The 21,700-nt window shown below is 63.7% G+C and carries 17 protein-coding genes; 13 read left to right on the forward strand and 4 right to left on the reverse strand.

Annotation, left to right across the window (positions count from 1 at the left end; genetic code table 11):
- Positions 1-14 precede the first annotated feature (14 nt).
- Together J7I79_RS14245 and J7I79_RS14250 are read left to right on the forward strand one after the other, a co-directional pair.
- Positions 15-1,235, forward strand: a complete 1,221-nt coding sequence (locus J7I79_RS14245; RefSeq protein ID WP_104172138.1) for a pyridoxal phosphate-dependent aminotransferase — start codon at positions 15-17, stop codon at positions 1,233-1,235.
- A 104-nt stretch (positions 1,236-1,339) separates the two neighbouring features.
- A complete protein-coding gene (locus tag J7I79_RS14250; RefSeq protein WP_214954134.1) occupies positions 1,340-2,194 on the forward strand; it encodes a polyphosphate kinase 2 family protein in 855 nt (284 codons plus the stop codon).
- Positions 2,195-2,259: 65 nt separating this feature from the next.
- Here the strand turns inward: J7I79_RS14250 and J7I79_RS14255 are convergent, their stop codons facing one another.
- Complete coding sequence (locus J7I79_RS14255; protein WP_214954136.1) at positions 2,260-2,490, reverse strand: exodeoxyribonuclease VII small subunit; 231 nt, start codon at positions 2,488-2,490, stop codon at positions 2,260-2,262.
- 66 nt (positions 2,491-2,556) lie between these two features.
- Positions 2,557-3,831: an exodeoxyribonuclease VII large subunit gene (gene xseA / locus J7I79_RS14260; protein WP_214954323.1), complete on the reverse strand. Its 1,275-nt coding sequence runs from the start codon at positions 3,829-3,831 to the stop codon at positions 2,557-2,559.
- A gap of 196 nt (positions 3,832-4,027) precedes the next feature.
- On the opposite strand from xseA, the gene J7I79_RS14265 reads away from it, so the two are divergent.
- A complete protein-coding gene (locus J7I79_RS14265; RefSeq protein ID WP_214954138.1) occupies positions 4,028-4,885 on the forward strand; it encodes a hypothetical protein in 858 nt (285 codons plus the stop codon).
- Positions 4,886-4,894: 9 nt separating this feature from the next.
- The gene (locus tag J7I79_RS14270) at positions 4,895-5,974 is read left to right on the forward strand and encodes a 4-hydroxy-3-methylbut-2-enyl diphosphate reductase (RefSeq protein WP_104172142.1); all 1,080 of its coding nucleotides are present in this window, start codon (positions 4,895-4,897) and stop codon (positions 5,972-5,974) included.
- Between the two features lie 28 nt (positions 5,975-6,002).
- Here the strand turns inward: J7I79_RS14270 and J7I79_RS14275 are convergent, their stop codons facing one another.
- A complete protein-coding gene (locus J7I79_RS14275; RefSeq protein ID WP_214954140.1) occupies positions 6,003-7,214 on the reverse strand; it encodes a DNA recombination protein RmuC in 1,212 nt (403 codons plus the stop codon).
- A gap of 186 nt (positions 7,215-7,400) precedes the next feature.
- Between J7I79_RS14275 and ychF the strand changes: the two genes are divergently transcribed.
- The 4 genes from ychF (at position 7,401) to J7I79_RS14295 (ending at position 13,416) form a co-directional block, all read left to right on the forward strand.
- Positions 7,401-8,486, forward strand: coding sequence for a redox-regulated ATPase YchF (ychF, locus tag J7I79_RS14280; protein WP_214954142.1), 1,086 nt, complete (start codon positions 7,401-7,403; stop codon positions 8,484-8,486).
- Positions 8,487-8,822: 336 nt separating this feature from the next.
- Complete coding sequence (locus J7I79_RS14285; RefSeq protein WP_214954149.1) at positions 8,823-10,601, forward strand: ABC transporter family substrate-binding protein; 1,779 nt, start codon at positions 8,823-8,825, stop codon at positions 10,599-10,601.
- A 176-nt stretch (positions 10,602-10,777) separates the two neighbouring features.
- A complete protein-coding gene (locus J7I79_RS14290; RefSeq protein ID WP_214954151.1) occupies positions 10,778-12,319 on the forward strand; it encodes an ABC transporter permease in 1,542 nt (513 codons plus the stop codon).
- A complete protein-coding gene (locus tag J7I79_RS14295; protein WP_214954153.1) occupies positions 12,316-13,416 on the forward strand; it encodes an ABC transporter permease in 1,101 nt (366 codons plus the stop codon). The genes J7I79_RS14290 and J7I79_RS14295 overlap by 4 nt, the downstream gene beginning before the upstream one ends.
- Positions 13,417-13,440: 24 nt before the next feature.
- On the opposite strand, the gene J7I79_RS14300 is transcribed toward J7I79_RS14295, so the two are convergent.
- The gene (locus J7I79_RS14300; protein ID WP_214954155.1) at positions 13,441-14,070 is read right to left on the reverse strand and encodes a PH domain-containing protein; all 630 of its coding nucleotides are present in this window, start codon (positions 14,068-14,070) and stop codon (positions 13,441-13,443) included.
- Between the two features lie 77 nt (positions 14,071-14,147).
- On the opposite strand from J7I79_RS14300, the gene J7I79_RS14305 reads away from it, so the two are divergent.
- From J7I79_RS14305 to J7I79_RS14325, 5 genes are all read left to right on the forward strand, one after another.
- Positions 14,148-15,983, forward strand: a complete 1,836-nt coding sequence (locus J7I79_RS14305; RefSeq protein WP_214954157.1) for an ABC transporter ATP-binding protein — start codon at positions 14,148-14,150, stop codon at positions 15,981-15,983.
- A gap of 239 nt (positions 15,984-16,222) precedes the next feature.
- Positions 16,223-17,908 (forward strand): ABC transporter substrate-binding protein, encoded by a 1,686-nt coding sequence (locus J7I79_RS14310; RefSeq protein WP_214954159.1) that lies wholly within the window; start codon positions 16,223-16,225, stop codon positions 17,906-17,908.
- A 132-nt stretch (positions 17,909-18,040) separates the two neighbouring features.
- Positions 18,041-18,970 (forward strand): ABC transporter permease, encoded by a 930-nt coding sequence (locus tag J7I79_RS14315; RefSeq protein WP_214954161.1) that lies wholly within the window; start codon positions 18,041-18,043, stop codon positions 18,968-18,970.
- Entirely contained in the window at positions 18,960-19,910 is a 951-nt protein-coding gene (locus tag J7I79_RS14320) for an ABC transporter permease (protein ID WP_214954163.1), read from the forward strand. The genes J7I79_RS14315 and J7I79_RS14320 overlap by 11 nt, the downstream gene beginning before the upstream one ends.
- 11 nt (positions 19,911-19,921) lie before the next feature.
- The gene (locus tag J7I79_RS14325) at positions 19,922-21,637 is read left to right on the forward strand and encodes an ABC transporter ATP-binding protein (RefSeq protein WP_214954165.1); all 1,716 of its coding nucleotides are present in this window, start codon (positions 19,922-19,924) and stop codon (positions 21,635-21,637) included.
- The last annotated feature ends 63 nt before the right edge of the window (positions 21,638-21,700 follow it).

The following is a 21,700-nucleotide window of genomic DNA, read 5'->3' on the forward strand; positions in this document are numbered from 1 at the left end:
GGCATATTTGATGGATGGCAGAATTCAAGCAGTCCACCAAGCTTCACAATGTCCTCTACGACATCCGTGGACCAATTCTTCAGGCCGCCCAGCAGATGGAGGCAGAGGGTCACCGCATCCTCAAACTGAACATCGGAAACCCGGCCCCGTTTGGTTTTGAAGCGCCGGACGCCATTTTGGTGGACATGATCCGCCACCTGCCGCATGCCCAGGGCTACAGTGATTCCCGCGGCATATTTTCCGCCCGGACCGCCGTGTCGCAGTACTACCAGACCCGCGGGATCCAGAACATCCACGTGGATGACATCTACCTCGGCAACGGCGTCAGTGAACTCATCACCATGTCGCTCATGGCGCTCCTCGACGACGGCGACGAGGTCCTTATCCCCACGCCGGACTATCCGCTGTGGACCGCCTCCGTGGCCCTCGCAAGCGGCCGGCCGGTGCACTACCTCTGCGATGAGGAGTCAGGCTGGCAGCCGGACCTGGAGGACCTCGAATCCAAGATCACCCCGCGCACCAAGGGAATCGTGGTAATCAACCCGAACAACCCCACCGGTGCGGTGTATCCCGAAGAGACGCTCAAGAAGATCGTGGCCCTGGCCGAAAAGCACGGGCTGGTGCTTTTCGCGGATGAAATCTACGAGAAGATCCTGTACGAGGACGCCGTTCACGTGAACCTTGCCGGCCTCACCGGCGACGACGTCCTGTGCCTGACCTTCAGCGGACTGTCCAAGGCGTATCGGGTGTGCGGCTACCGGGCGGGCTGGATGGCGATTTCCGGGCCGAAGAAGGACGCCGCCGACTACCTCGAAGGCATCAGCCTGCTGGCCAACATGCGCCTCTGCGCCAACGTGCCGGCGCAGCATGCCATCCAGACGGCTTTGGGTGGATACCAGAGCATCAACGACCTGATCCTGCCCGGCGGGCGCCTGCTGGAACAGCGGAACAAGGCCTACGACCTGCTCAACGCCATCCCCGGCGTTAGCACACAGCAGGCTAGGGGAGCACTGTACCTGTTCCCCAAGCTGGACCCCGAGGTCTTTCACATCCGCGACGACGAAAAGTTCGTCCTGGACCTCCTCCGCGACCAGAAGATCCTCGTTTCCCACGGACGCGCCTTCAACTGGGTCCGGCCGGACCACTTCCGGATGGTCACCCTGCCCAACGTTAAGGACATCGAAGAGGCAATTGGCCGCATGGGGGACTTCCTGAGCCGGTACCAAGGGAACTAGCCTGATGGCAGCAACGCCGCCCGGTGGATCCCGGGCGGCGGCAGCCGGAGGGAACCGCCTGAGGCGGTGCTCCGGACTGGTGGCACATCGGCGGAAGGCTACTCATGGCAGGCATCGAAACGTTCAAAAAATCGCCCGCAGGGACCCTCTCAGCGGGTGACGGATTCAAGCTCGCGGATGTGGACGCTGATTCCACACCGGGATATCCGGGCGGCAAAGCGGACGGGCAAGCCCTTCTTTCCGAACTCGACGGCAAACTCGCCACGCTTCAGGAGAAGCTGTTCGCCGAAGCCAAGTTTGGCGGCAGCAAGCGCATCCTGCTGATCCTCCAGGCCATGGACACCGCGGGCAAAGGCGGCATCGTGGCCCACGTCGTGGGTGCCATGGACCCGCAGGGTGTGCAGCTCAAGGCGTTCAAGGCGCCCACCGACGAGGAAAAAAGCTACGACTTCCTCTGGCGGATTGAGAAGGAAGTCCCCGCGGCCGGGATGGTGGGTGTCTTCGACCGGTCCCACTACGAGGATGTACTCATCCACCGGGTCCGCGGCTGGGCATCCCCGGAAGAGTTGGAGCGGCGCTACACCGCGATCAACGAATTTGAAGCCAGGCTGGCGGCCTCCGGTACGCGGATCGTCAAGGTGATGCTGAACATCAGCCGGGATGAACAGAAGGCCCGGCTGCTCGCGCGGCTGGATGATCCCTCGAAGCACTGGAAGTACGGCAGCGGCGACTTGAAGGAGCGAGCTTTCTGGGACGACTACATGGCCGCATACCAGGTGGCCTTTGACAAGACGCACACTGAGGTGGCGCCCTGGCATGTGGTCCCGGCAAACAAGAAATGGTACGCGCGCATCGCCGTGCAGCAGCTGCTGCTACACGCCATGGAAGACCTCCATCTGGATTGGCCCGCCGCCGAGTTCGACGTTGCTTTGGAACGTAGCATGGTGGAAAGGTCCTGATCGGGCGGCCCGGGACCCGGGCGGCCTAAGGCCCGGGGCGGACTAAGACTCCGGCCTGGGGCGGATTAAGACTCCGGCCCGGCCTGGTTCCTGGCCGCAGCCAGCCGCTTGCGGGCGCCTTCGAGCCATTCCTCGCAGCGCTTGGCCAACGCTTCGCCCCTCTCCCACAACGCGAGTGAGTCCTCAAGGCTGGCGCCCCCGGCTTCGAGCTTGCCTACCACGCCCACGAGCTGTTCGCGGGCCTCCTCGTAGCTCAGCCCTTCGATGTCCGCGTTCGGTTTCTGTTCTGCTGCCAATGTGCTTCTCCCTGCTGGTGGTAAGTGGACTGGGCGGTTCCGGTGTTTGTCCGGCACCGCGCTGATTCAGTTGTCGGAAATCTGTTGGCCGCCGGAGGACCGGGCCGAAAAACTGCCGCCTGCAACCCGTACGAAAAGCTCGGAGCCCTCCGGTGCCTGCGACGGGTGCCGCACGACGGCCTTCCGGGTATCCGCTGCCTGGTCTGCGCCGGCCACCTGCACCACGGCGTAGCCGCGGTCCAGCGTTTGCTGCGGTGAGAGGGAGCGCACCTGGTTGCGGAGGTGGACGACCTGGTCGGCGGCCCTCAGTACTGCGGTGCTGATGGCGGCGCGTGAGCGGCTGCTGAGTCGTGCAACGTCTTCGGCCCTGGAGCTGACCATGACTTCCGGCGAAGCGAGGACAGGCCTCGAATGCAGGGAGGCCATCCGGTCGGATTCACGTTCCACCAGCCGCGTAACACCGCGCCTGAGCTGGTCGCGGGCCTGCCGAACCCTGGTGAGTTCTTCCGCGACGTCGGGAACGATCCTCTTTGCGGCATCCGTGGGCGTGGAGGCCCGGAGGTCGGCGACGTCGTCGAGGATGGGCCGGTCCGCCTCGTGCCCAATCGCGCTGACCACGGGTGTGGACGCGCCGGACACTGCCCTGATCAGGTCCTCGTTGCTGAAGGGGAGCAGGTCCTCCAAAGCGCCGCCGCCGCGGGCGATGACGATGACGTCAACGTGGGGATCCGCATCGAGTTCGCGCAGCGCGCCAATGATCTGGGACACAGCGGTATTTCCCTGCACTGCCACTTCCCGGACGTCGAATTCGACGGCTGGCCACCGGAGCGCGGCGTTGCGAAGCACGTCCTTTTTGGCATCGGAGTCGCGTCCGGTGATGAGTCCGATCCGGTGGGGGAGGAGCGGCAGACGTTTCTTCCGGGAATCCGCAAAAAGGCCTTCCATGGAAAGCGCGTGGCGGAGCCGCTCGATCCGCGCCAGCAGGTCTCCGAGCCCTACCGGCCGGATGTCCTTCACCGACATGTTGATGCGTCCGGTCTTGAGCCAGAACTCTGCCTTCAGGAGTGCCACCACCCTGGAGCCCCGCTCCAGGGGAACCTCCTGGCGGTCCAGGACATTCGACCAGATGGACGCCGGTAGGGAGGTTTCGGCGTCAACATCCCGGAGCGTCATGAAGGCACTGCCGCCGCGGCGGTTCAGCTCGATGACCTGGCCTTCGACCCATGCCGAGGGGGTCCGGTCGATGTGGGCTTTGAGTTTTTGGGACAGAAGCTGCAAGGGCCAAGGGTTGTCCGGGCTGGTTTCGGCAGCCGTCGCAGGAACCGTGGTTGCCGCGGGCATGTTGTCAGCCACGGGCGAACCGTGACGGGGTGGGAGCCTTGGGCATGGGAATCCTTTGCGGGTGGCAGTGCATCAAAACGGAATGGCATCAAACCGAATCAACTCTATCCATAGCTCTACCACTGTCCGCCGACATTTTTGCTTCCCCGCCGGCACCCCTAGGATGGCAGTACCGCCAACCAAACCTAGGAATCCCTTGCGCACTTTTGTCTCAGCTGCCGCCGTCATCCTTGGACTGCTGCTGGCCGCCGTCGCCGTTCCCGCCATCTGGGTGGACCGGAACATTGTGCAGGAGGACGGTTTTGTCTCCCTCGCCGCTCCGCTGGGCAAGGACTCTGTCTTCCAACAAAGGCTGGCATCCGCCGCGGTTGGCAGCATCGATCCGACCGGCCAGATTCCTGAACCGTTCGCGGAACTGGTGCAGCCGATCCTGGATTCAGCCGCCAAATCCCTGACAACGCTTCCCGGCTACCCCGCGGCGTGGGAGGAAACGCTGAGGAAGAGCCACCGCCTCAACTTCACGGCTTCCGGAACCGCCCCGTCGGAGGCCGAGCCGTCCACGACCCTCACCCTGGATGTGGCACCCCTGGTGGGCCTGCTGACCCAGCAGATTTCGGACGTAACCAAAGTGCCGGTGGAGGCGCCGGAACAGACGCTGATCGACATTGGGCAGCCAAGCCAGCGGCAACTCGTGGACCAGGTGTCGGCCTACGCGCCCATGGGTTATGCGTTGGCCGCGGGAGCGGCAATCGCGTTGCTGCTTGGCCTGATTGCCGCACGCCGGCGCTGGACCGTGCTGGTGGGGGCGGGGGCCGGAGGGCTGGTGCTGGCGGCGGTCTGGAAACTGGGCGCAGATGCAGTTGGCCTCGCGGTTGCCGGAACAGCCAGCGGGAATGAGGTGGCGGACATCTTCAAAAGCGAATTCGTCGCCGCGTCCTCCGACCGGTTCGGGCAGTGGATCCTGGCAACGCTCATCGCCGGGGCCGTCCTCGTCGTGGCCGGCGTCATTTTCCGCGTTGTTGCCGGCGCAGGCCGTGCCCTGCGTTCCCGGTAGCATTGAACAATGACCACCTCAGCTGTCTCCATCCCCATGCCTTCCATTCCGCGGAGGCGCCGTTCGCCTGAGGACGTACTGGCAGCGGCTCCGGTGTCAGGCCCCAAAAAGGTCCTGCTCGCGGCTCCCCGCGGCTACTGTGCCGGAGTGGACCGGGCCGTTATCGCCGTTGAGAAGGCGCTGGAACACTACGGTCCGCCGGTCTACGTCCGCAAACAGATCGTCCACAACGTTCACGTGGTCAGCTCCCTCGAGGAAAAGGGTGCCATCTTCGTTGACGAGACCGACGAGGTCCCCGAAGGCGCCCTGGTGATTTTTTCGGCCCACGGCGTGTCGCCCGCGGTAGTGCAGTCGGCCGAGGACCGTGGCCTTCGCACCATTGACGCCACATGCCCCCTGGTGACCAAGGTGCACCGGGAAGCTGTCCGCTTTGCCAAGGACGACTTCGACATCCTCCTGATCGGCCACGACGGCCACGAGGAAGTTGAGGGGACGGCCGGTGAAGCCCCCGAGCACATCCAGATCATCAACGGCCCGCACGAGGTAGATAAAGTGACGGTCCGGGACCCGGAAAAGGTCATCTGGCTTTCGCAGACCACGCTGAGCGTGGACGAAACGATGGAAACGGTCCGGCTGCTGAAAGAGCGTTTCCCGACGCTGCAGGATCCGCCCAGCGACGACATCTGCTACGCCACCACCAACCGCCAGGTGGCCATCAAGAAGATTTCCCCGCAGGCCGACCTGGTCATCGTGGTGGGCTCCGCCAACTCCTCCAACTCCGTCCGCCTTGTGGAGGTTGCCCTGGAATACGGTGCAAAAGCCTCCTACCGCGTTGACTTCGCCAACGAAGTGGACGAGGCCTGGTTCGAAGGTGTCGCCACTGTTGGGGTCACCTCTGGTGCATCCGTTCCGGAAGTGCTGGTCAAGGACGTGCTGCGGCTCCTCGCGGACTACGGCTACGGCGCCGTGGAGGAAGTGGTCACAGCGGAGGAAGACCTTCTCTTCTCCCTGCCCAAGGAGCTGCGGGCGACGCTGAAGAAATCCGGAGACGTGACCCGCGCCCTGGGCGGAAACAAGGCGCGGGCCTGACCCCTCCGGGGTTCTGTCCCTGGCGCGACTACGCGGCTGATTCCTCCGACTGGAGTTCGGGGGCGGCCACTGAGCGCGTGGTCACTTCGATGGCGGGCGGCGTGGTCAGCCCCTCGGCTTCGAGGGCGTTGAGCTTTCGGGCCGTGGGCAGGACGCGTGCTTCGAGCGTCCCGACCATCGAGTTGTAGCGGTCAACGGAGGTCTTGAGGGAAGACCCCAGCTTGGTCACGTTGTCGCCGAGTGTTCCCATGCGCTCGTAGAGCTGCCGGGCCAGCTCAAACAGCTCCCGGGCACTGTCCGTCAGCACGTCCTGGCGCCAGGTGAACGCCACCGACTTCAGTACGGCCAGCAGGGTGCCGGGGGAAGCGAGCACCACGTTCTTGTTCAGGGCATAGTCCAGGAGACCGGGATCAGCTGCCAGGGCGGCGGCCAGGATGGATTCCGCAGGCAGGAAGCAGATCACGAGTTCGGGTGAATTGCCCGGGATATCCCAGTACTTCTTGTTGCTCAGGGCGTCCACATGGGATTTCAATGCCTTTGCGTGTGCTGCCAGCAGCGCACTTTGTCCGTTGAGCCCGTGCCCGTGCTGTTGCTGTCCCGAGGAAGGCCCCAGGTCCTGGGCTTCAAGGTAGGACGCCAGCGGCACCTTGGCGTCGACCACAAGCTGCTTCTCGCCCGGGAGCTGGACCACGAGGTCGGGCCGCAGGGCGTTCCCCGCCGCGGCGCTGTGGTGCTGCTCATGGAAATCCACGTGGCGGAGCATGCCGGCTGCTTCCACCACACGCCGCAGCTGGACTTCACCCCACTGGCCGCGGGCGCTGTTGGACCGCAGGGCGGACTCGAGGGCATGGGTTGAGCGAAGGAGCTGTTCGTCGGAGAGGCGGGCTTCCTGCAGTTGCTGTGCGAGCTGTCCGTACTGCTCCAGCCGGTCACGTTCCAGCAGGGACACCTGCTGCTGGACCGCCGTAAGCTTCTCCGCCACGGGAGCCAGGGCGCGGAGGACGCTGCCGTCCTGGTTGCGTGACTCGCCGAGCTCCCTGTTCTGTGCCGACAAAAGGCGCCGTTCGGCGTCGGCTGCCGCGAACTGGGCGCTGACCTCCGAAAGACGGGCCGAGACGCCGTCGAAATCCTGTTCCAGGGCAACGTTCCGCCGCCGGAACACCACGTAGGTGAAGGCGGCGCCGATCAAGGCTCCGAGTATCAGCATCAGTAGGGCAAGTATCAGTGCAAAAGCGTCCATGGGTTCACTTTGGCACGGGCCCCTGACATTTTTAGCGCAGGCGCACGCGCGGCCGCGGGGCCCGCACGCTGCCGACCCGCACTGCCCGCATGCTGCAGACCCGCGCCTGCCGCTGGCGAACAGCTCCGGTGACCAGGAACGGGCGGCCGCAGGGTTCCGGACCGATTACCGGTAGAATCAATGCTCGTGGCTCTTACTATTGGCATCGTCGGACTGCCCAACGTCGGCAAATCAACCCTTTTCAACGCACTGACCCGCAATCAGGTGCTGGCCGCGAACTATCCGTTCGCCACCATCGAGCCGAATGTCGGCGTCGTGAACCTGCCGGATCCCCGCCTGGCGAAGCTGGCGGCCATCTTTGGATCCCAGCGTCTGCTGCCCGCCCCGGTGTCCTTCGTGGACATCGCCGGGATCGTGAAAGGTGCGTCGGAAGGCGAAGGCCTGGGCAACAAGTTCCTCGCCAACATCCGCGAGGCCGAGGCCATCGCCCAGGTTGTCCGTGTGTTCGACGACCCCGACGTGATCCACGTCGACGGCAAGGTGGATCCCAGCTCGGATATGGAGACCATCAACACCGAGCTGATCCTGGCCGACCTTCAGACCATCGAAAATGCGATGCCCCGGATCGAAAAAGAAGTCAAGATCAAGAAGCGGGAAGCTGCCGAGCTGGCTGCCATCAAGGCGGCCCAGGCTGTGCTGGAGCGTGGCGACACCATTTTCGCCTCGGTCAAGAGCGACAAACTGGAGATGGAGCACCTCAAGGAGCTCAGCCTCCTGACCGCCAAGCCCTTCATCTACGTCTTCAACGCGGACGAAGGCATTCTGGGCAGTCCGGAGAAGCAGGACGAACTCCGTGCCATGGTTGCCCCGGCGGACGCCATCTTCCTCGACGCCAAGCTCGAGTCCGACCTCGTCGAGCTGGATGAGGAAGAGGCCCGCGAAATGCTGGAGATGAACGGCCAGGACGAATCCGGCCTCGACCAGCTGGCCCGCGTCGGCTTCCACACCCTGGGACTGCAGACCTACCTGACGGCAGGGCCCAAGGAAACGCGCGCCTGGACCATCCACCAGGGCGACACCGCACCGCAGGCCGCCGGCGTGATCCACTCCGACTTCCAGCGCGGCTTCATCAAGGCCGAAGTTGTCTCCTTCGACGACCTCATCGAGGCCGGCTCCATGGCCGAGGCGAAGGCCCGCGGCAAGGTCCGCATCGAAGGCAAGGAATACGTCATGTCCGACGGCGACGTCGTGGAGTTCCGCTTCAACGTGTAGCAGGCAGCGCCGCAAGGCACAGCCACAGGTCAGTGATTGAGCATTAACAGCAAAAGCCCCGATTCCCTTGGATCGGGGCTTTTGCTGTGATTGGCCCCGTTCCCGCCCGGCCTTTTGCGCATCAAGGTTCTCCAACGATTTAAAGTGGCACAGCTGGCCCATTGTTGCAGCTCGGTAACAACCTTTACTCATGGGCAACTTTGGTCCCACAGGCGCACCTTTCGGGTTTAGGCTACTGCTCATGTGAGGCCAGCCACATTCTCACTGGGGGAATGGGCGGTCTGGCCGGCGCCTACAGCGGCGGTCTTTTCAAACCACAGAAACATAGGAGGCGGAATGCGCTTCGGTCGTATTTCCAAAGCGGTAGGCGTCGCGGCAGCTGCCGCGCTTGCTCTCAGCGCCTGCGCCGGCAACAGCGGCGGGACAACCCCGTCCAGCGCTACTGCCGGCAAACAGGGTGGCTCAGCCACGGTGGTCGAGGTGAACGCTTTCAACACGTTCAACCCGAACACTGCCGACGGCAACACTGACATCAACTCGAAGATCAGCTATGCCACCCACTCGGGTTTCTACTACATCGACAATCAGCTGAACGTTGTCCGCAACGAGAAGTTCGGCAAGATGGAAAAGACTTCCGATGACCCGCTGACGGTCAAGTACACCGTCAACGAGGGCGTGAAGTGGTCCGACGGAACCCCGGTCACGGCAGCCGACCTCCTGCTGCAGTGGGCAGCGTTCTCCGGCTACTACGACGACGCCGACTCAGAGGCGAAGACGGGCACGCAGTACTTCTCCTACGCCGGTGACCCCACCGGCCTCAAGCTCACCGATTTCCCTGAACTCGGCGACGACAACCGGTCCATGACCATCAAGTACTCCAAGCCGTTCGCTGACTGGGAAACCATCCTCGGCGGTCCCGGCATCGACATCGCTGCGCACGTTATGGCCAAAAAAGCCGGGCTTACCGACGCCAAGGCGCTCGTGGACTACCTGAAGGCCAAGCCGAAGGGTGACGCGAAAGCCCCCAAGCCGGCCGACGAGAAGCTGAAGGCCATGGCCGACTTCTGGAACACCGGTTTCGACACCAAGACCCTGCCGTCGGATCCCAGCCTCTTCCTTTCCAACGGTCCGTACATCGTCAAGAGCGTCACCCAGGACCAGTCGCTGACCATGGTCCGCAACAAGGACTACAACTGGGGACCGGACGCGAGCCTGGACGAAATCACAGTCCGATACATCGGTTCCGCTCCGGCGCAGGTGCAGGCGCTCAAGAACGGCGAAGCTGACATCATCGCTCCGCAGGCCTCGGCAGACACCATCGAGCAGCTGAAGGCACTCGAAAGCCAGGGCGTCACCGTGGAGCAGGGCAACCAGCTTTCCTACGACCACATCGACCTGAACTACTCGGGTCCGCTGGCCGAGAAGAGCGTCCGCGAGGCGTTCATGAAGACTGTCCCGCGCAAGGACATCGTCGACAAGATCGTGAAGAAGCTCGATCCTGAGGCCAAGCCGCTGGACTCGCAGCTCTTCGTGCCGGCCCAGGCCGCTTACGCGGATTCCGCCAAGAACAACGGTTCCTCGGCTTACCAGGACGTGGACATTGACGGCGCCAAGGCCCTGCTGGCCGGCAAGACCCCCGAGATCCGCATCATGTACAACAAGGACAACCCCAACCGCGTGGACGCCTTCTCGCTGATCCGCGAGTCGGCCACTAAGGCCGGCTTCAAGATCGTCGACGGCGGCCTGGGCAAGTCCGACTGGGGCAAGGCCCTGGGGGACGGCAGCTACGACGCCACCATCTTCGGCTGGATCAACCCGGGCGTCGGCGTTTCCGGCGTACCGCAGATCTTCCGCAGCGGCAACGGTTCGAACTTCAACGTCTTCTCTGATCCTGATGCCGACAAGCTGATGGACGAGCTGATCGTCACGACGGACCGCGCCAAGCAGGATGACCTCAGCAAGGAGATCGACAAGAAGATCTGGGATTCCGCTTACGGTCTTCCGCTCTTCCAGTCCGTCGGTGTGGACGCCTACAGCGACCGCATCACCGGTGTGAAGTTCATGCCGAACCAGACCGGTGTCTGGTGGAACTTCTGGGAGTGGGCAGAGAAGTAAAGCCCCCGCTCAGCGAGCGAACTACAGGTGAAGGCGCCGGGACAAAAGCAGTAGCGTCCCGGCGCCTTCGCCGCCACCGGCATTCTGCCGGCCTTCCGCCCACCTCATTCGGAAAGCCGGCCTGATTCTGCGATGGGTCCGGTACGATCCCGGCCCGGATATAGAGGCTTTGCACCATGGTGACGTACATCGTCCGGCGGCTGATCACGGCCGCACTGATACTTCTCGGGGCTTCATTCCTCGTGTACCTCCTGACAGCGTCGTCAGGGGATCCGCTTGAGGAATTCCGCGCCAGCAGCGCCCCCAACAAACAACAGCTCATCGACGCCCGTAGCGCGCTCCTGGATCTTGATACACCTGCCCCGCTCCGCTACTTCAAGTGGCTTGGGGGAGCAGCCCAGTGCCTGGTTCCCTTCGGCAACTCGTGCGACCTGGGCAAGAACATCGCAGGTCAGCCCATTACCGAAGCCCTCGGCTTCGCCCTGGTGCAGACTCTCACGCTGGTCACCGGCGCCACCGTACTGGCAATCCTGATCGGCATCGCCCTTGGAATCATCACGGCGCTCCGGCAGTACAGCGCGCTCGACTACGGCGTTACCTTCATGGCGTTCCTGTTCTTCTCCCTGCCCATCTTCTGGGTTGCCGTGCTGCTGAAGGAATACGGCGCCATCGGCTTTAACGACTTCCTCCGAAATCCCGAAATCCCGCTGCCCGTGGCACTGGGGATAGGTGCCGTCACGGGCCTGATCGTGGCCGTGGCCGTGGGCGGAGCGGCCCGCCGCCGGCTGGTTTCAGGCGGCATCGTTTTCCTCGCAACCAGCCTCGTCCTCGTCTACTTCTCCGTGGTCCAGTGGTTCCGCAATCCGGGCCTTGGCCCCGTGCTCATCGCCATTGCCGGGGTTGGGCTCGCCTTCGCCGTGACCCTCCTGGTCGCCGGACTCAAGAACCGGAAGGCGCTGCAGGCATCGCTCATCGTGGTGGCACTAGGTGTGGTTGCGTACTTTGCCGTGCAACCACTGCTGAACCAGGCGACTGCACTCATGATCGTGCTGCTGGGCCTCGCCACGATCGGTGTCGGAGTGGCGACCGGCTACCTGATGGGCGGCTACGACCGTGGCCGGTCGATGCGCGCCGCCGGAATCACGGCCTTCCTGGTCGGCGGTCTCGTCATTCTGGACCGCTTCATGCAGGCCTGGCCCAGCTACTTCAGCAACAGCCGGGTCAGGGGCCGGCCCATCGCCACCATCGGTGCCGGCACGCCCAACATCCAGGGCGATTTCTGGATCCTGACGCTGGATACCTTCACGCACCTGATCCTGCCGACGCTGGCCCTGATCCTGGTTTCGCTCGCCAGTTACACACGGTTTACGCGCTCTTCCATGCTGGAAATCATGAATATGGACTACATCAGGACCGCGCGCGCCAAGGGTCTTTCCGAACGGTCCGTGGTGATGGGACACGCGTTCCGCAACGCACTGATCCCCATCGCGACGATCGTTGCCTTCGATATCGGCGCCCTCATCGGCGGCGCCGTCATTACGGAGACAGTGTTCTCCGTCCGGGGCATGGGGTTCCTGTTCCTGGACGGAATCGTGCACATCGATCCGAACCCCGTGATGGGCGTTTTCGTCTGCGTGGCTGTGACCGCGATGGTGTTCAACCTGATAGCAGACCTTGCGTATTCCGCACTCGATCCCCGCGTAAGGATTAAGGCATGAGCCAGCCAACCCAGCAGGAAGAGTTCCTCGCCGAGCACTCGCACCCCCGGCCGCCGGGAGCTTCCTTTGAGCCGGAGGCGAAGGGCCTGAGCCAGGGGCAGATTGTCCGCAAGCGGTTCCTGGGCCACAGCGGGGCAATAGCCGGACTGTTCATTTTCGCGGTCATTTTCATCATGGCCTTCAGCTCAGTGGGCTGGGCCGGGATTCCGGGCTGGTGGAAGTACGACCACCTTGATGTCTCCCCGCTCGTCAACGACGGTGTTCCGACCGCTTCGCTTTGGCCGCCTGCCTGGGGCGAACACCCGTTCGGGCAGGACCGGATCGGCCGTGACCTCTTCGCGATGACCATGCGCGGAGCGCAACAGTCGATCATCATCATGATCCTGATCGGCGCCATCGCGGGACTGCTGGGCACCGTCATTGGCGGACTGTCCGGGTACTTCCGCGGCTGGGTGGAAGCCGTGCTGATGCGCATCACCGACGTCATCATCATCATCCCCGTGCTGCTGCTCGCCGCGGTGGTGGCCCAGTCCGTCAACCGCAGGGACCAGGGCGGCTGGTTTTCCGGCTTCGCGTCCACCAATGGCATCCTGATCCTTGGAATCTTCCTCGGCCTTGTCAGCTGGGTGGGCCTCGCGCGCCTGATGCGCGGAGAATTCCTCACCCTGCGCGAACGGGAGTTCGTGGATGCGGCACGCATTTCGGGAGCCAGCAATGCCAGGATCATTTTCAAACACATCCTGCCCAATGCAATCGGCGTCCTGATCGTTAATGTCACCCTGACAATGTCGGCGGCCATTCTGTTGGAAACGGCCCTGAGCTACCTCGGTGTCGGTGTGAAGGCACCCGACACCTCCTTGGGCCTGCTCATTTCGCAAAACCAGGAGGCATTTGCCACCCGCCCGTGGCTGTTCTGGTTCCCGGGTATTTTCATTGTGCTGATTTGCCTCAGCATCAACTTCATCGGCGATGGCCTGCGGGACGCGTTCGATCCGCGGCAGAAGAAATTCAACGCCAAGAAAGCCACGGATGTGAAGCCCGCTGCCGAGCCCGGGAAGGCACGCGCTGCGGCGGCCGACGGGACTGCGGGCGACTGAATGCGGGCTGTCCGGGCATCCGCCCTACGGAACTGCGACCCCCCAGTAGCTGGCGGCAAGGAGCACCACGGTGGTGGCGATCGCCGTCCAGCGAAATGTCACGCTGACAGCCGTGGTCTCGGCATTTCCGGCGTCCAGGGTGCCGGCTTCGACCAGCTCTTCCCAACGGCTGCGAACCAGCCGGGCTGCCTGGCCGGAGTCAGTTGTTTTCAGGTCACCCGGGCGAACGGACTGTCCGGGTCCGTAGGTCGCGGAAGGAAGGCCCTTGAGATCCTCAGGGCGGGCGTTCCGGCCACCCCAGATGCCCGGCGCAGGGGCAGCCCAGGAGGCGTAGCTCCTGGCCGGTGTGACCAGCGTCAGGGCGTACCGGGTATCGACGTTCACCAGGGCGGCCCACGGGACGTCTATGGAGCGGAACGGATTCTCCAAGGTGATGCCGCCGTCGTGCACCACCACGGAGGGCATCCAGAACAGCAGCCAGCCGAGAAAACCGATCAGCAGCAGCGGGCCCGTACCCAGCAGCGCTGCCGGCCCGCCGGCCGCCGCAGTGACAACAAGGCCGACGGCGGCGACCAGCCAGGAAAGCCAGGCGAACCATTTGTTCGTGCGGGCTTTGAAGACTTCAACATTTCCGGCGTGCGGCACACTGCTCATGCCCCCAATAATTCAGGATTCCAGGCCACAGCACTAATCTCCGGTGCTGGCGTGGCTTGGGCGGAAGGGAACCCGTCATGACTGACAACATCACCCCGAACCAGGACACCGCCCCGGTGCAGGAGCCCGTCAAGGGAGCGGTAGTCCTCGAGGTCCGCGATCTCAGCGTCGACTTCGGCGTGGACAAAAAATGGGTGCCCGCCGCCATCGGCCTGAATTATGAGGTTCGTGCCGGGGAAGTCCTTGCCATCGTGGGGGAGTCCGGCTCCGGCAAGAGCGCCAGTTCCATGGCCCTGCTGGGTCTCCTGCCCAGCAACAGCCGGGTATCCGGCAGCGTCCGCCTCTCGGGCAAGGAGCTCCTCGGCGCCAATGCCGCCAACATCCGGGAGGTCCGCGGCAAGGATGTGGCCGTGATCTTCCAGGAGCCCATGACCGCCCTCAACCCTGTGTACACGGTCGGGGCGCAGATTGTTGAGACGGTGCGGCTCCACAATGAAGTTTCACCGGACCAGGCCAGGGAACGTGCCCTGCGGATGCTGGAACTCGTGGAACTGCCGGACCCGGAAAAGGCGTTCAAGTCCTACCCCCACCAGCTCTCGGGCGGCCAGCGGCAACGGGCCATGATCGCGCAGTCGCTGTCCTGTGACCCCAAACTGCTGATTGCCGATGAGCCCACCACGGCCCTGGACGTCACCGTCCAGGCCGAGATCCTGGATCTCATGCGCAACCTGCGGAACAAGCTGGACAGCGCCATTGTGCTCATCACCCATGACATGGGCGTGGTGGCGGACCTGGCAGACCGGATCGCCGTCATGCGGCGGGGGCTGATTGTTGAAACGGGAACGGCCGAGCAGGTCTTCCGCAACCCCCGGCATGAATACACCCAGGCACTGTTGGCAGCAGTGCCGCACCTCGGCCAGGGCGGTGCGGACCAGGGCGCCGAAGTGGACGTCACAGCCGCGCTGGCTGCCGTCACGCACGCTGAACTGGAGTCAGTGGACCACGACGACCTGGTCCGCCGCGAGCGTGAGAACGCTGCGGCGCTGGCTGCCGCAGCCGCGGAACGGCCCCAGGGCGAACCGGTCCTGGAACTCACGGATGTAGCCATCGAATACCCCAAGCAGGGCCGCGTACCGGCCTTCAGGGCCGTGGAGGGTGCAAACCTCGTGATCTACCCCGGCCAAGTTGTGGGTCTCGTGGGCGAATCAGGCTCGGGCAAGACCACCATCGGCAGGGCCGCCGTGGGGCTGCTTCCTGTCGCAGCCGGCACCATGCGGGTGGTGGGCCAGGACATTTCCGCCGCCAAAAAGAACGGGAAGCAGCTGCACCAGGTCCGGCGCCACATCGGCATGGTGTTCCAGGACCCGTCGTCGTCGTTGAATCCCCGCCTTCCGATCGGCGAGAGCATCGGCGAACCCATGTTCCTTGCCGGGGAGGCCAAGGGAAGCGGGCTGCAGAAACGGATCGAGGCCCTACTTGACCAGGTTGAGCTCCCGAGGAGTTACCGCAACCGCTACCCGCATGAGCTGTCCGGCGGGCAGAAGCAGCGCGTGGGCATCGCGCGGGCACTGTCGCTCAAACCGAAGCTGATGGTGGCGGACGAACCGACGTCGGCACTGGACGTGTCCGTGCAGGCAAAAGTGCTTGAACTGTTCCAGAACCTCCAGAAGGACCTCGGCTTTGCCTGCCTGTTCGTGACACACGACCTGGCAGTGGTCGACGTGCTGGCCGACCGGATTTGCGTGATGCAGCGGGGCAGGATCGTGGAGCAGGGCTCCCGGGACCAGATCCTGCGCAACCCGCAGGAGCCCTACACGCAGCGCCTCCTTGCTGCGGTGCCCCTGCCGGACCCCGAAAAACAGCGTGAGCGCAGGGAGTTGCGGGCACAGTTGCTGGCGAGTGGAGTGGAGTAGCGTTCGTCTCGTCACGGGCAGCATACCAGTGAGTAACATGTGACTTGAAATACGCCCGAGTTGACTCGAATGGTCAAATTGTGACCCGGTCACGGTTTGGCAACAGGGTTCCATTATCTGGACATGTTGGGGTTAGGCTACTCACTTATGTATGCCACGTCACAGGACACCTCTGTGCCTGGGCCTGCAGGGAAAACACAATTTTCCCCACTCAACTCCCACAACTCATAGGAGGCGGAATGCGTTTTTCGCGCACTTCCAAAGCACTGGGCATGGTTGCCATCGCAGCCCTGGCCCTGACCGGATGCGGCGCCGCAGGCGGCGCCACTGACGGTGGCAGCCAGGCTGCCGGCGACCCCAACAAGGTCATCACCGCGTACAGCAATGAACCGCAGCACCCCCTCATGCCCGCCGACACCAGCGAAGTCTACGGTGGCCGCGTGGTTGAGCTCCTGTTCGAGGGCCTGCGCAGCTACGACCCCAGCGGCAAGTCGGTCAACGCGCTGGCCGAGTCCATCGAATCCGCGGACGGCCAGAACTACACCATCAAGGTGAAGTCAGGCGGCAAGTTCACCAACGGCGAGACCGTAACGGCCAAGAGCTTCGTTGATGCCTGGAATTTCGCCGCGCTGAGCACCAACGCCCAGAACAACAGCAGCTTCTTCGAATCCATCGAGGGCTACGACGCCGTCAGTGCCACCAAGACCGAGAAGGGCGCGGACGGCAAGGACATCGACGTCCCGGCCCCCACCGCGCAGACTCTCTCGGGCCTGGTCCTCAAGGACGATTCCACCATCACGGTCAAGCTGGCACAGCCTGAGGCCGACTGGCCGCTGCGCCTGGGCTACTCGGCCTTCATGCCGCTGCCCGCGGACGCCATCAAGGACCCGAAGAAGTTCGGCGAGAACCCGATCGGCAACGGTCCGTACAAGATGGCCGAGGAAGGCGCCTGGCAGCACGACAGCCAGATCGAACTAATCAAGAACGCCGACTACCAGGGTCCGCGTGCTGCCAAGAACGGCGGCGTGACCTTCAAGTTCTACACCGATCCGGCTCCGGCCTACACGGACATCCAGGCCAACAACCTCGATGTCACGGACGTTCTGCCGACCGATGCCCTCAAGACCTACACGACTGACTTCCCTGAGAACCACCTCAACAAGCCGTATGCAGGCAACGCCACCCTGAACATCCCGGGCTACCTGCCCGAGTTCCAGGGCGAAGCGGGCAAGCTCCGCCGCCAGGCCCTCTCCATGGCCATCAACCGCGAAGAGATCACCAAGGTCATCTTCTCCGGCACCCGCATCCCGGCGAAGGACTTCACGTCCCCGGCTGTTGACGGCTACGACGACAATGTTGCCGGCTCAGATGTCCTCAAGTTTGACGCCGCCAAGGCCAAGGAGCTTTGGACGAAGGCGGATGCCATCAGCCCGTGGCCGGCTGACAAGACCCTGCAGCTTGCCTACAACACCGACGGCGGCAACAAGGAATGGATCGACGCTGTTGCCAACAACTTCAAGAACAACCTGGGCATCAAGGCCGAAGGCCAGCCCTTCGCCAAGTTCGCCGAGATCCTGAAGCTGCGCACCGCCAAGAATCTGCCGGGCCTGACCCGAGCGGGCTGGCAGGCAGACTACCCGTCGCTGTTCAACTTCCTGGGCCCTGTCCTGAAGACTGGGGCCAGCGCCAACTACGAGGCCTACACGAACCCCGAGTTCGACAAGCTGCTCACCGAAGGCCTGGCCGCGAAGTCCACGGATGACGCCAATAAGAAGTTCACCCAGGCCCAGGAGATCCTCTTCCAGGATCTCCCCAACCTGCCCTTGTGGTATCAGGCACGCCAGGCCGTCTGGAGCCAGAACGTCAGCAACGTTGACTCCGGCTGGAACGGTGTCTTGCAGTACTGGGCCATCACCGCCAAGTAGTCCTCGGAACAAATCCACGTCAAAAGCTAGTGGGGGTTCGGCCATAAGCCGGGCCCCCATAGCCTTGGAACCGGCACGAAAGCTGTCCTACATGAACCCCCTTAGCCCCACAAACGCTCAGGAGACGTTGCTGTGATCCAGTACATTCTCCGGCGCCTATTGCAGATTATTCCGGTCTTCATCGGAACCACGCTGCTCGTCTACTTCATGGTCTTCGCCCTTCCCGGGGACCCCATCCGTGCGCTGTTCGGCGACCGTCCCCCCAGCGAAGCCGTCATCGCGCAACTCCGCCAGCAATACAACCTCGACCAGCCGTTCTGGGTGCAGTACGGGCTCTTCCTCAAGAACCTGTTCACCTTCAACCTCGGCGTCGATTTCACCGGCCAGCCCATCGCGGCGTCCCTGGGCCGGATCTTCCCCGTCACCGTCATGCTGGCCGTCGAAGCCCTCATTATCCAGACTGTCTTCGGCGTGACCTTCGGCCTCATCGCCGGACTCCGCAAGGGCAAGGTGTTCGATGCGACGGTGCTTATCGCGTCCCTGGTGGTCATCGCCATCCCCACCTTTGTGCTCGGCTTCGTCCTGCAGCTGCTGGTGGGTGTTCAGCTCGGCTGGGCCAAGCCGACTGTCGGCGCCACCGCGGACTGGGGCAACCTGATCCTTCCTGCCACGGTGCTTGGGCTGGTTTCATTCGCCTACGTCCTGCGGCTCACGCGTGCCTCGGTCATCGAGAACATGAATGCCGACTATGTTCGCACCGCCACCGCGAAAGGCCTGTCACGGCCGCGCGTCGTGGTCACCCACATCCTGCGCAACTCAATGATTCCGGTCATCACCTACCTGGGCGCCAGCCTCGGCGGCCTGATGGGCGGCGCCATTGTCACGGAGAGTATCTTCAACGTCCCGGGCGTCGGCCAGAAGCTGTTCCAGGCCGTCATCCGCAGCGAGGGCCCCACCGTGGTCGCGATTGTCAGCGTCCTGGTGCTCGTTTTCGTCATTGCCAACCTGTTGGTCGATTTGCTGTACGCCTGGCTTGATCCAAGGATCCGTTATGAAAACTAATCGCGAAATCGAGCACTTCGTTGCCCCCGTGGAGGAGACCCCTTTGCTCGCAACGGACTCGCTCAAAACAGACCAGGCACCGCTGAGCCTCTGGGCAGACGCCTGGCGCAAGCTCCGCCGTCGTCCGCTGTTCATCATCTCCGCTGTGATGATCGCGCTGATCATCCTTGTGGCGCTCTTCCCAAGCCTGTTCACCCAGGTGGAGCCCAACAACAACTGCCAACTGGCGAACTCCGACGGGGCTCCCGGAGCAGGGCACCCGCTCGGCTTCACGTTCCAGGGCTGCGATGTGTACTCCCGCATCATCCACGGCACCCAGGCGTCGCTGATGGTGGGCGTCTTCTCCGTGCTTTTCGTCGTTATCATCGGGGTCACCCTCGGCGCCCTCGCGGGCTTCTACGGCGGCTGGATCGATGGTGTGATTGCCCGTCTCGGGGACATCTTCTTCGCCCTCCCGCTGGTCCTGGGTGCACTGGTGGTCTCGCAGCTTCCGTTCATGCGTGACAACCGCGGCGTCTGGACAGTGGTCCTGATACTCGTGGCCCTGGGCTGGCCGCAGATGGCGCGCATCACCCGAGGCGCCGTGATCGAGGTGCGCAACGCCGACTTCGTCACTGCTGCCCGCTCGCTGGGCGTCTCGCGCATTGGCTCACTGGTCCGGCACGTGCTGCCGAATGCGCTCGCACCGATCATCGTCCTGGCCACTATGGAACTCGGCGTCTTCATCGTGGCGGAATCCACGCTGTCCTTCATCGGCATCGGGCTGCCCGGCAGCATCATGTCCTGGGGCAACGACATCGCCGCCGCCAGGTCGTCCGTCCGCACCAACCCGGCCATCCTTCTGTACCCCGCCATGGCGCTGTCCGTCACCGTCCTGAGCTTTATCATGCTCGGCGACGCCCTGCGCGACGCCCTCGACCCGAAGAGCCGTCAACGATGAACGAGGCAATCATGACAACTTCCGATGTCAGAATCAGGGAGGCCGCGCTGGCCGACAAGCCGCTCCTGGAAATCCGCGACCTCGCCATTTCCTTCAAGACCGGTTCCGGCGAGGTCCAGGCCGTCCGGAACGCCCACCTGACCATCATGCCCGGTGAAACCGTCGCGATTGTGGGGGAATCGGGCTCCGGAAAGTCGACGACGGCGCTGGCCGCCATCGGCCTGCTGCCCGGCAACGGCCGGGTCTCCGGCGGGCAGATCCTGCTCGACGGCGAGGACATTTCCCATGCCTCGGAAAAGCGCATGATCGAGCTGCGCGGAAACACCATCGGCATGGTCCCGCAGGACCCGATGTCCAACCTCAACCCGGTCTGGAAGATCGGCTACCAGGTCAAGGAAACGCTGCGCGCCAACGGCCGTCCCTGCGGACCGGCCGACGTCGCGAAGGTTCTCTCCCAGGCGGGCCTTCCCGACGCCGAACGCCGGGCAAAGCAGTACCCGCACGAGTTCTCCGGCGGCATGCGCCAGCGCGCGCTGATCGCCATCGGACTGTCCTGCCAGCCGCGACTGCTCATCGCAGACGAGCCCACGTCCGCACTGGACGTCACCGTCCAGCGCCAGATCCTCGACCACCTCGAAACGATGACTTCGGAACTGGGCACGTCAGTGCTCCTCATCACGCACGACCTGGGCCTCGCAGCGGAACGCGCGGACAAGGTTGTGGTGATGTACCGGGGCAACGTGGTGGAAGCGGGTCCGTCGCTGGAGCTGCTGCAGAACCCGCAGCACCCGTACACGCAGCGCCTCGTCGCCTCGGCACCGTCACTGGCATCACGGCGCATCCAGGTAGCCAAGGAGCTCGGTGTCGAATCGGACGAGCTGCTCGCTCAGGGCGAGCCGGTCGTCGTCGAGCCGACCATGACCGAAGACGTGCTGCAGATCCAGAACCTCCGCAAGGTGTTCAAGCTGCGCTCCGGCTTCGGGAAGTCGACCGACTTCACCGCCGTCGACGACGTGTCCTTCAGTGTCAAGCGTGGCACCACGACGGCGATCGTGGGGGAGTCGGGTTCCGGCAAGTCCACCGTGGCCCAGATGGTGCTGAACCTGCAGAAGCCCACCTCCGGCAAGATTGTGTTCGACGGAGTAGACACCTCCACGCTGAACACCAAGGAGATCTTCGCTTTCCGCCGCCGCGTACAGCCGATCTTCCAGGATCCGTACGGCTCCCTGGACCCGATGTACAACATCTTCCGGACCATCGAGGAGCCGCTGCGGACACACAAGATCGGGGACAAAGCCAGCCGCGAGAAGAAAGTCCGCGAGCTCCTGGACCAGGTGGCGCTACCGCAGTCCACCATGCAGCGGTACCCGAACGAACTCTCAGGCGGCCAGCGGCAGCGCGTGGCCATCGCGCGTGCACTGGCACTCGATCCGGAAGTGATCATCTGCGACGAGGCGGTCTCCGCCCTCGACGTGCTGGTCCAGGCACAGGTGCTGAACCTGCTCGCCGACCTGCAGTCACGGCTGGGCCTGACCTACCTGTTTATTACCCACGACCTCGCCGTGGTCCGCCAGATCGCGGACCACGTGTGCGTCATGGAAAAGGGCAAGCTGGTTGAGACCGGTTCAACGGATGACGTCTTCGATGATCCGCAGCGGGACTACACGAAGGCGCTGCTCCACGCCATTCCGGGCGCGCGGCTGATGCTGCCGCCCGAAGTCGCCTAAGGCAGCTGCATAACTAAGGGAGCCGGTGCCCACCCCTGCAGGGGGTGGGCACCGGCTCCTTTT

The sequence above is a fragment of the Arthrobacter sp. ISL-69 genome, assembly GCF_018613775.1.
In the GTDB taxonomy this organism is placed as follows: domain Bacteria; phylum Actinomycetota; class Actinomycetes; order Actinomycetales; family Micrococcaceae; genus Arthrobacter.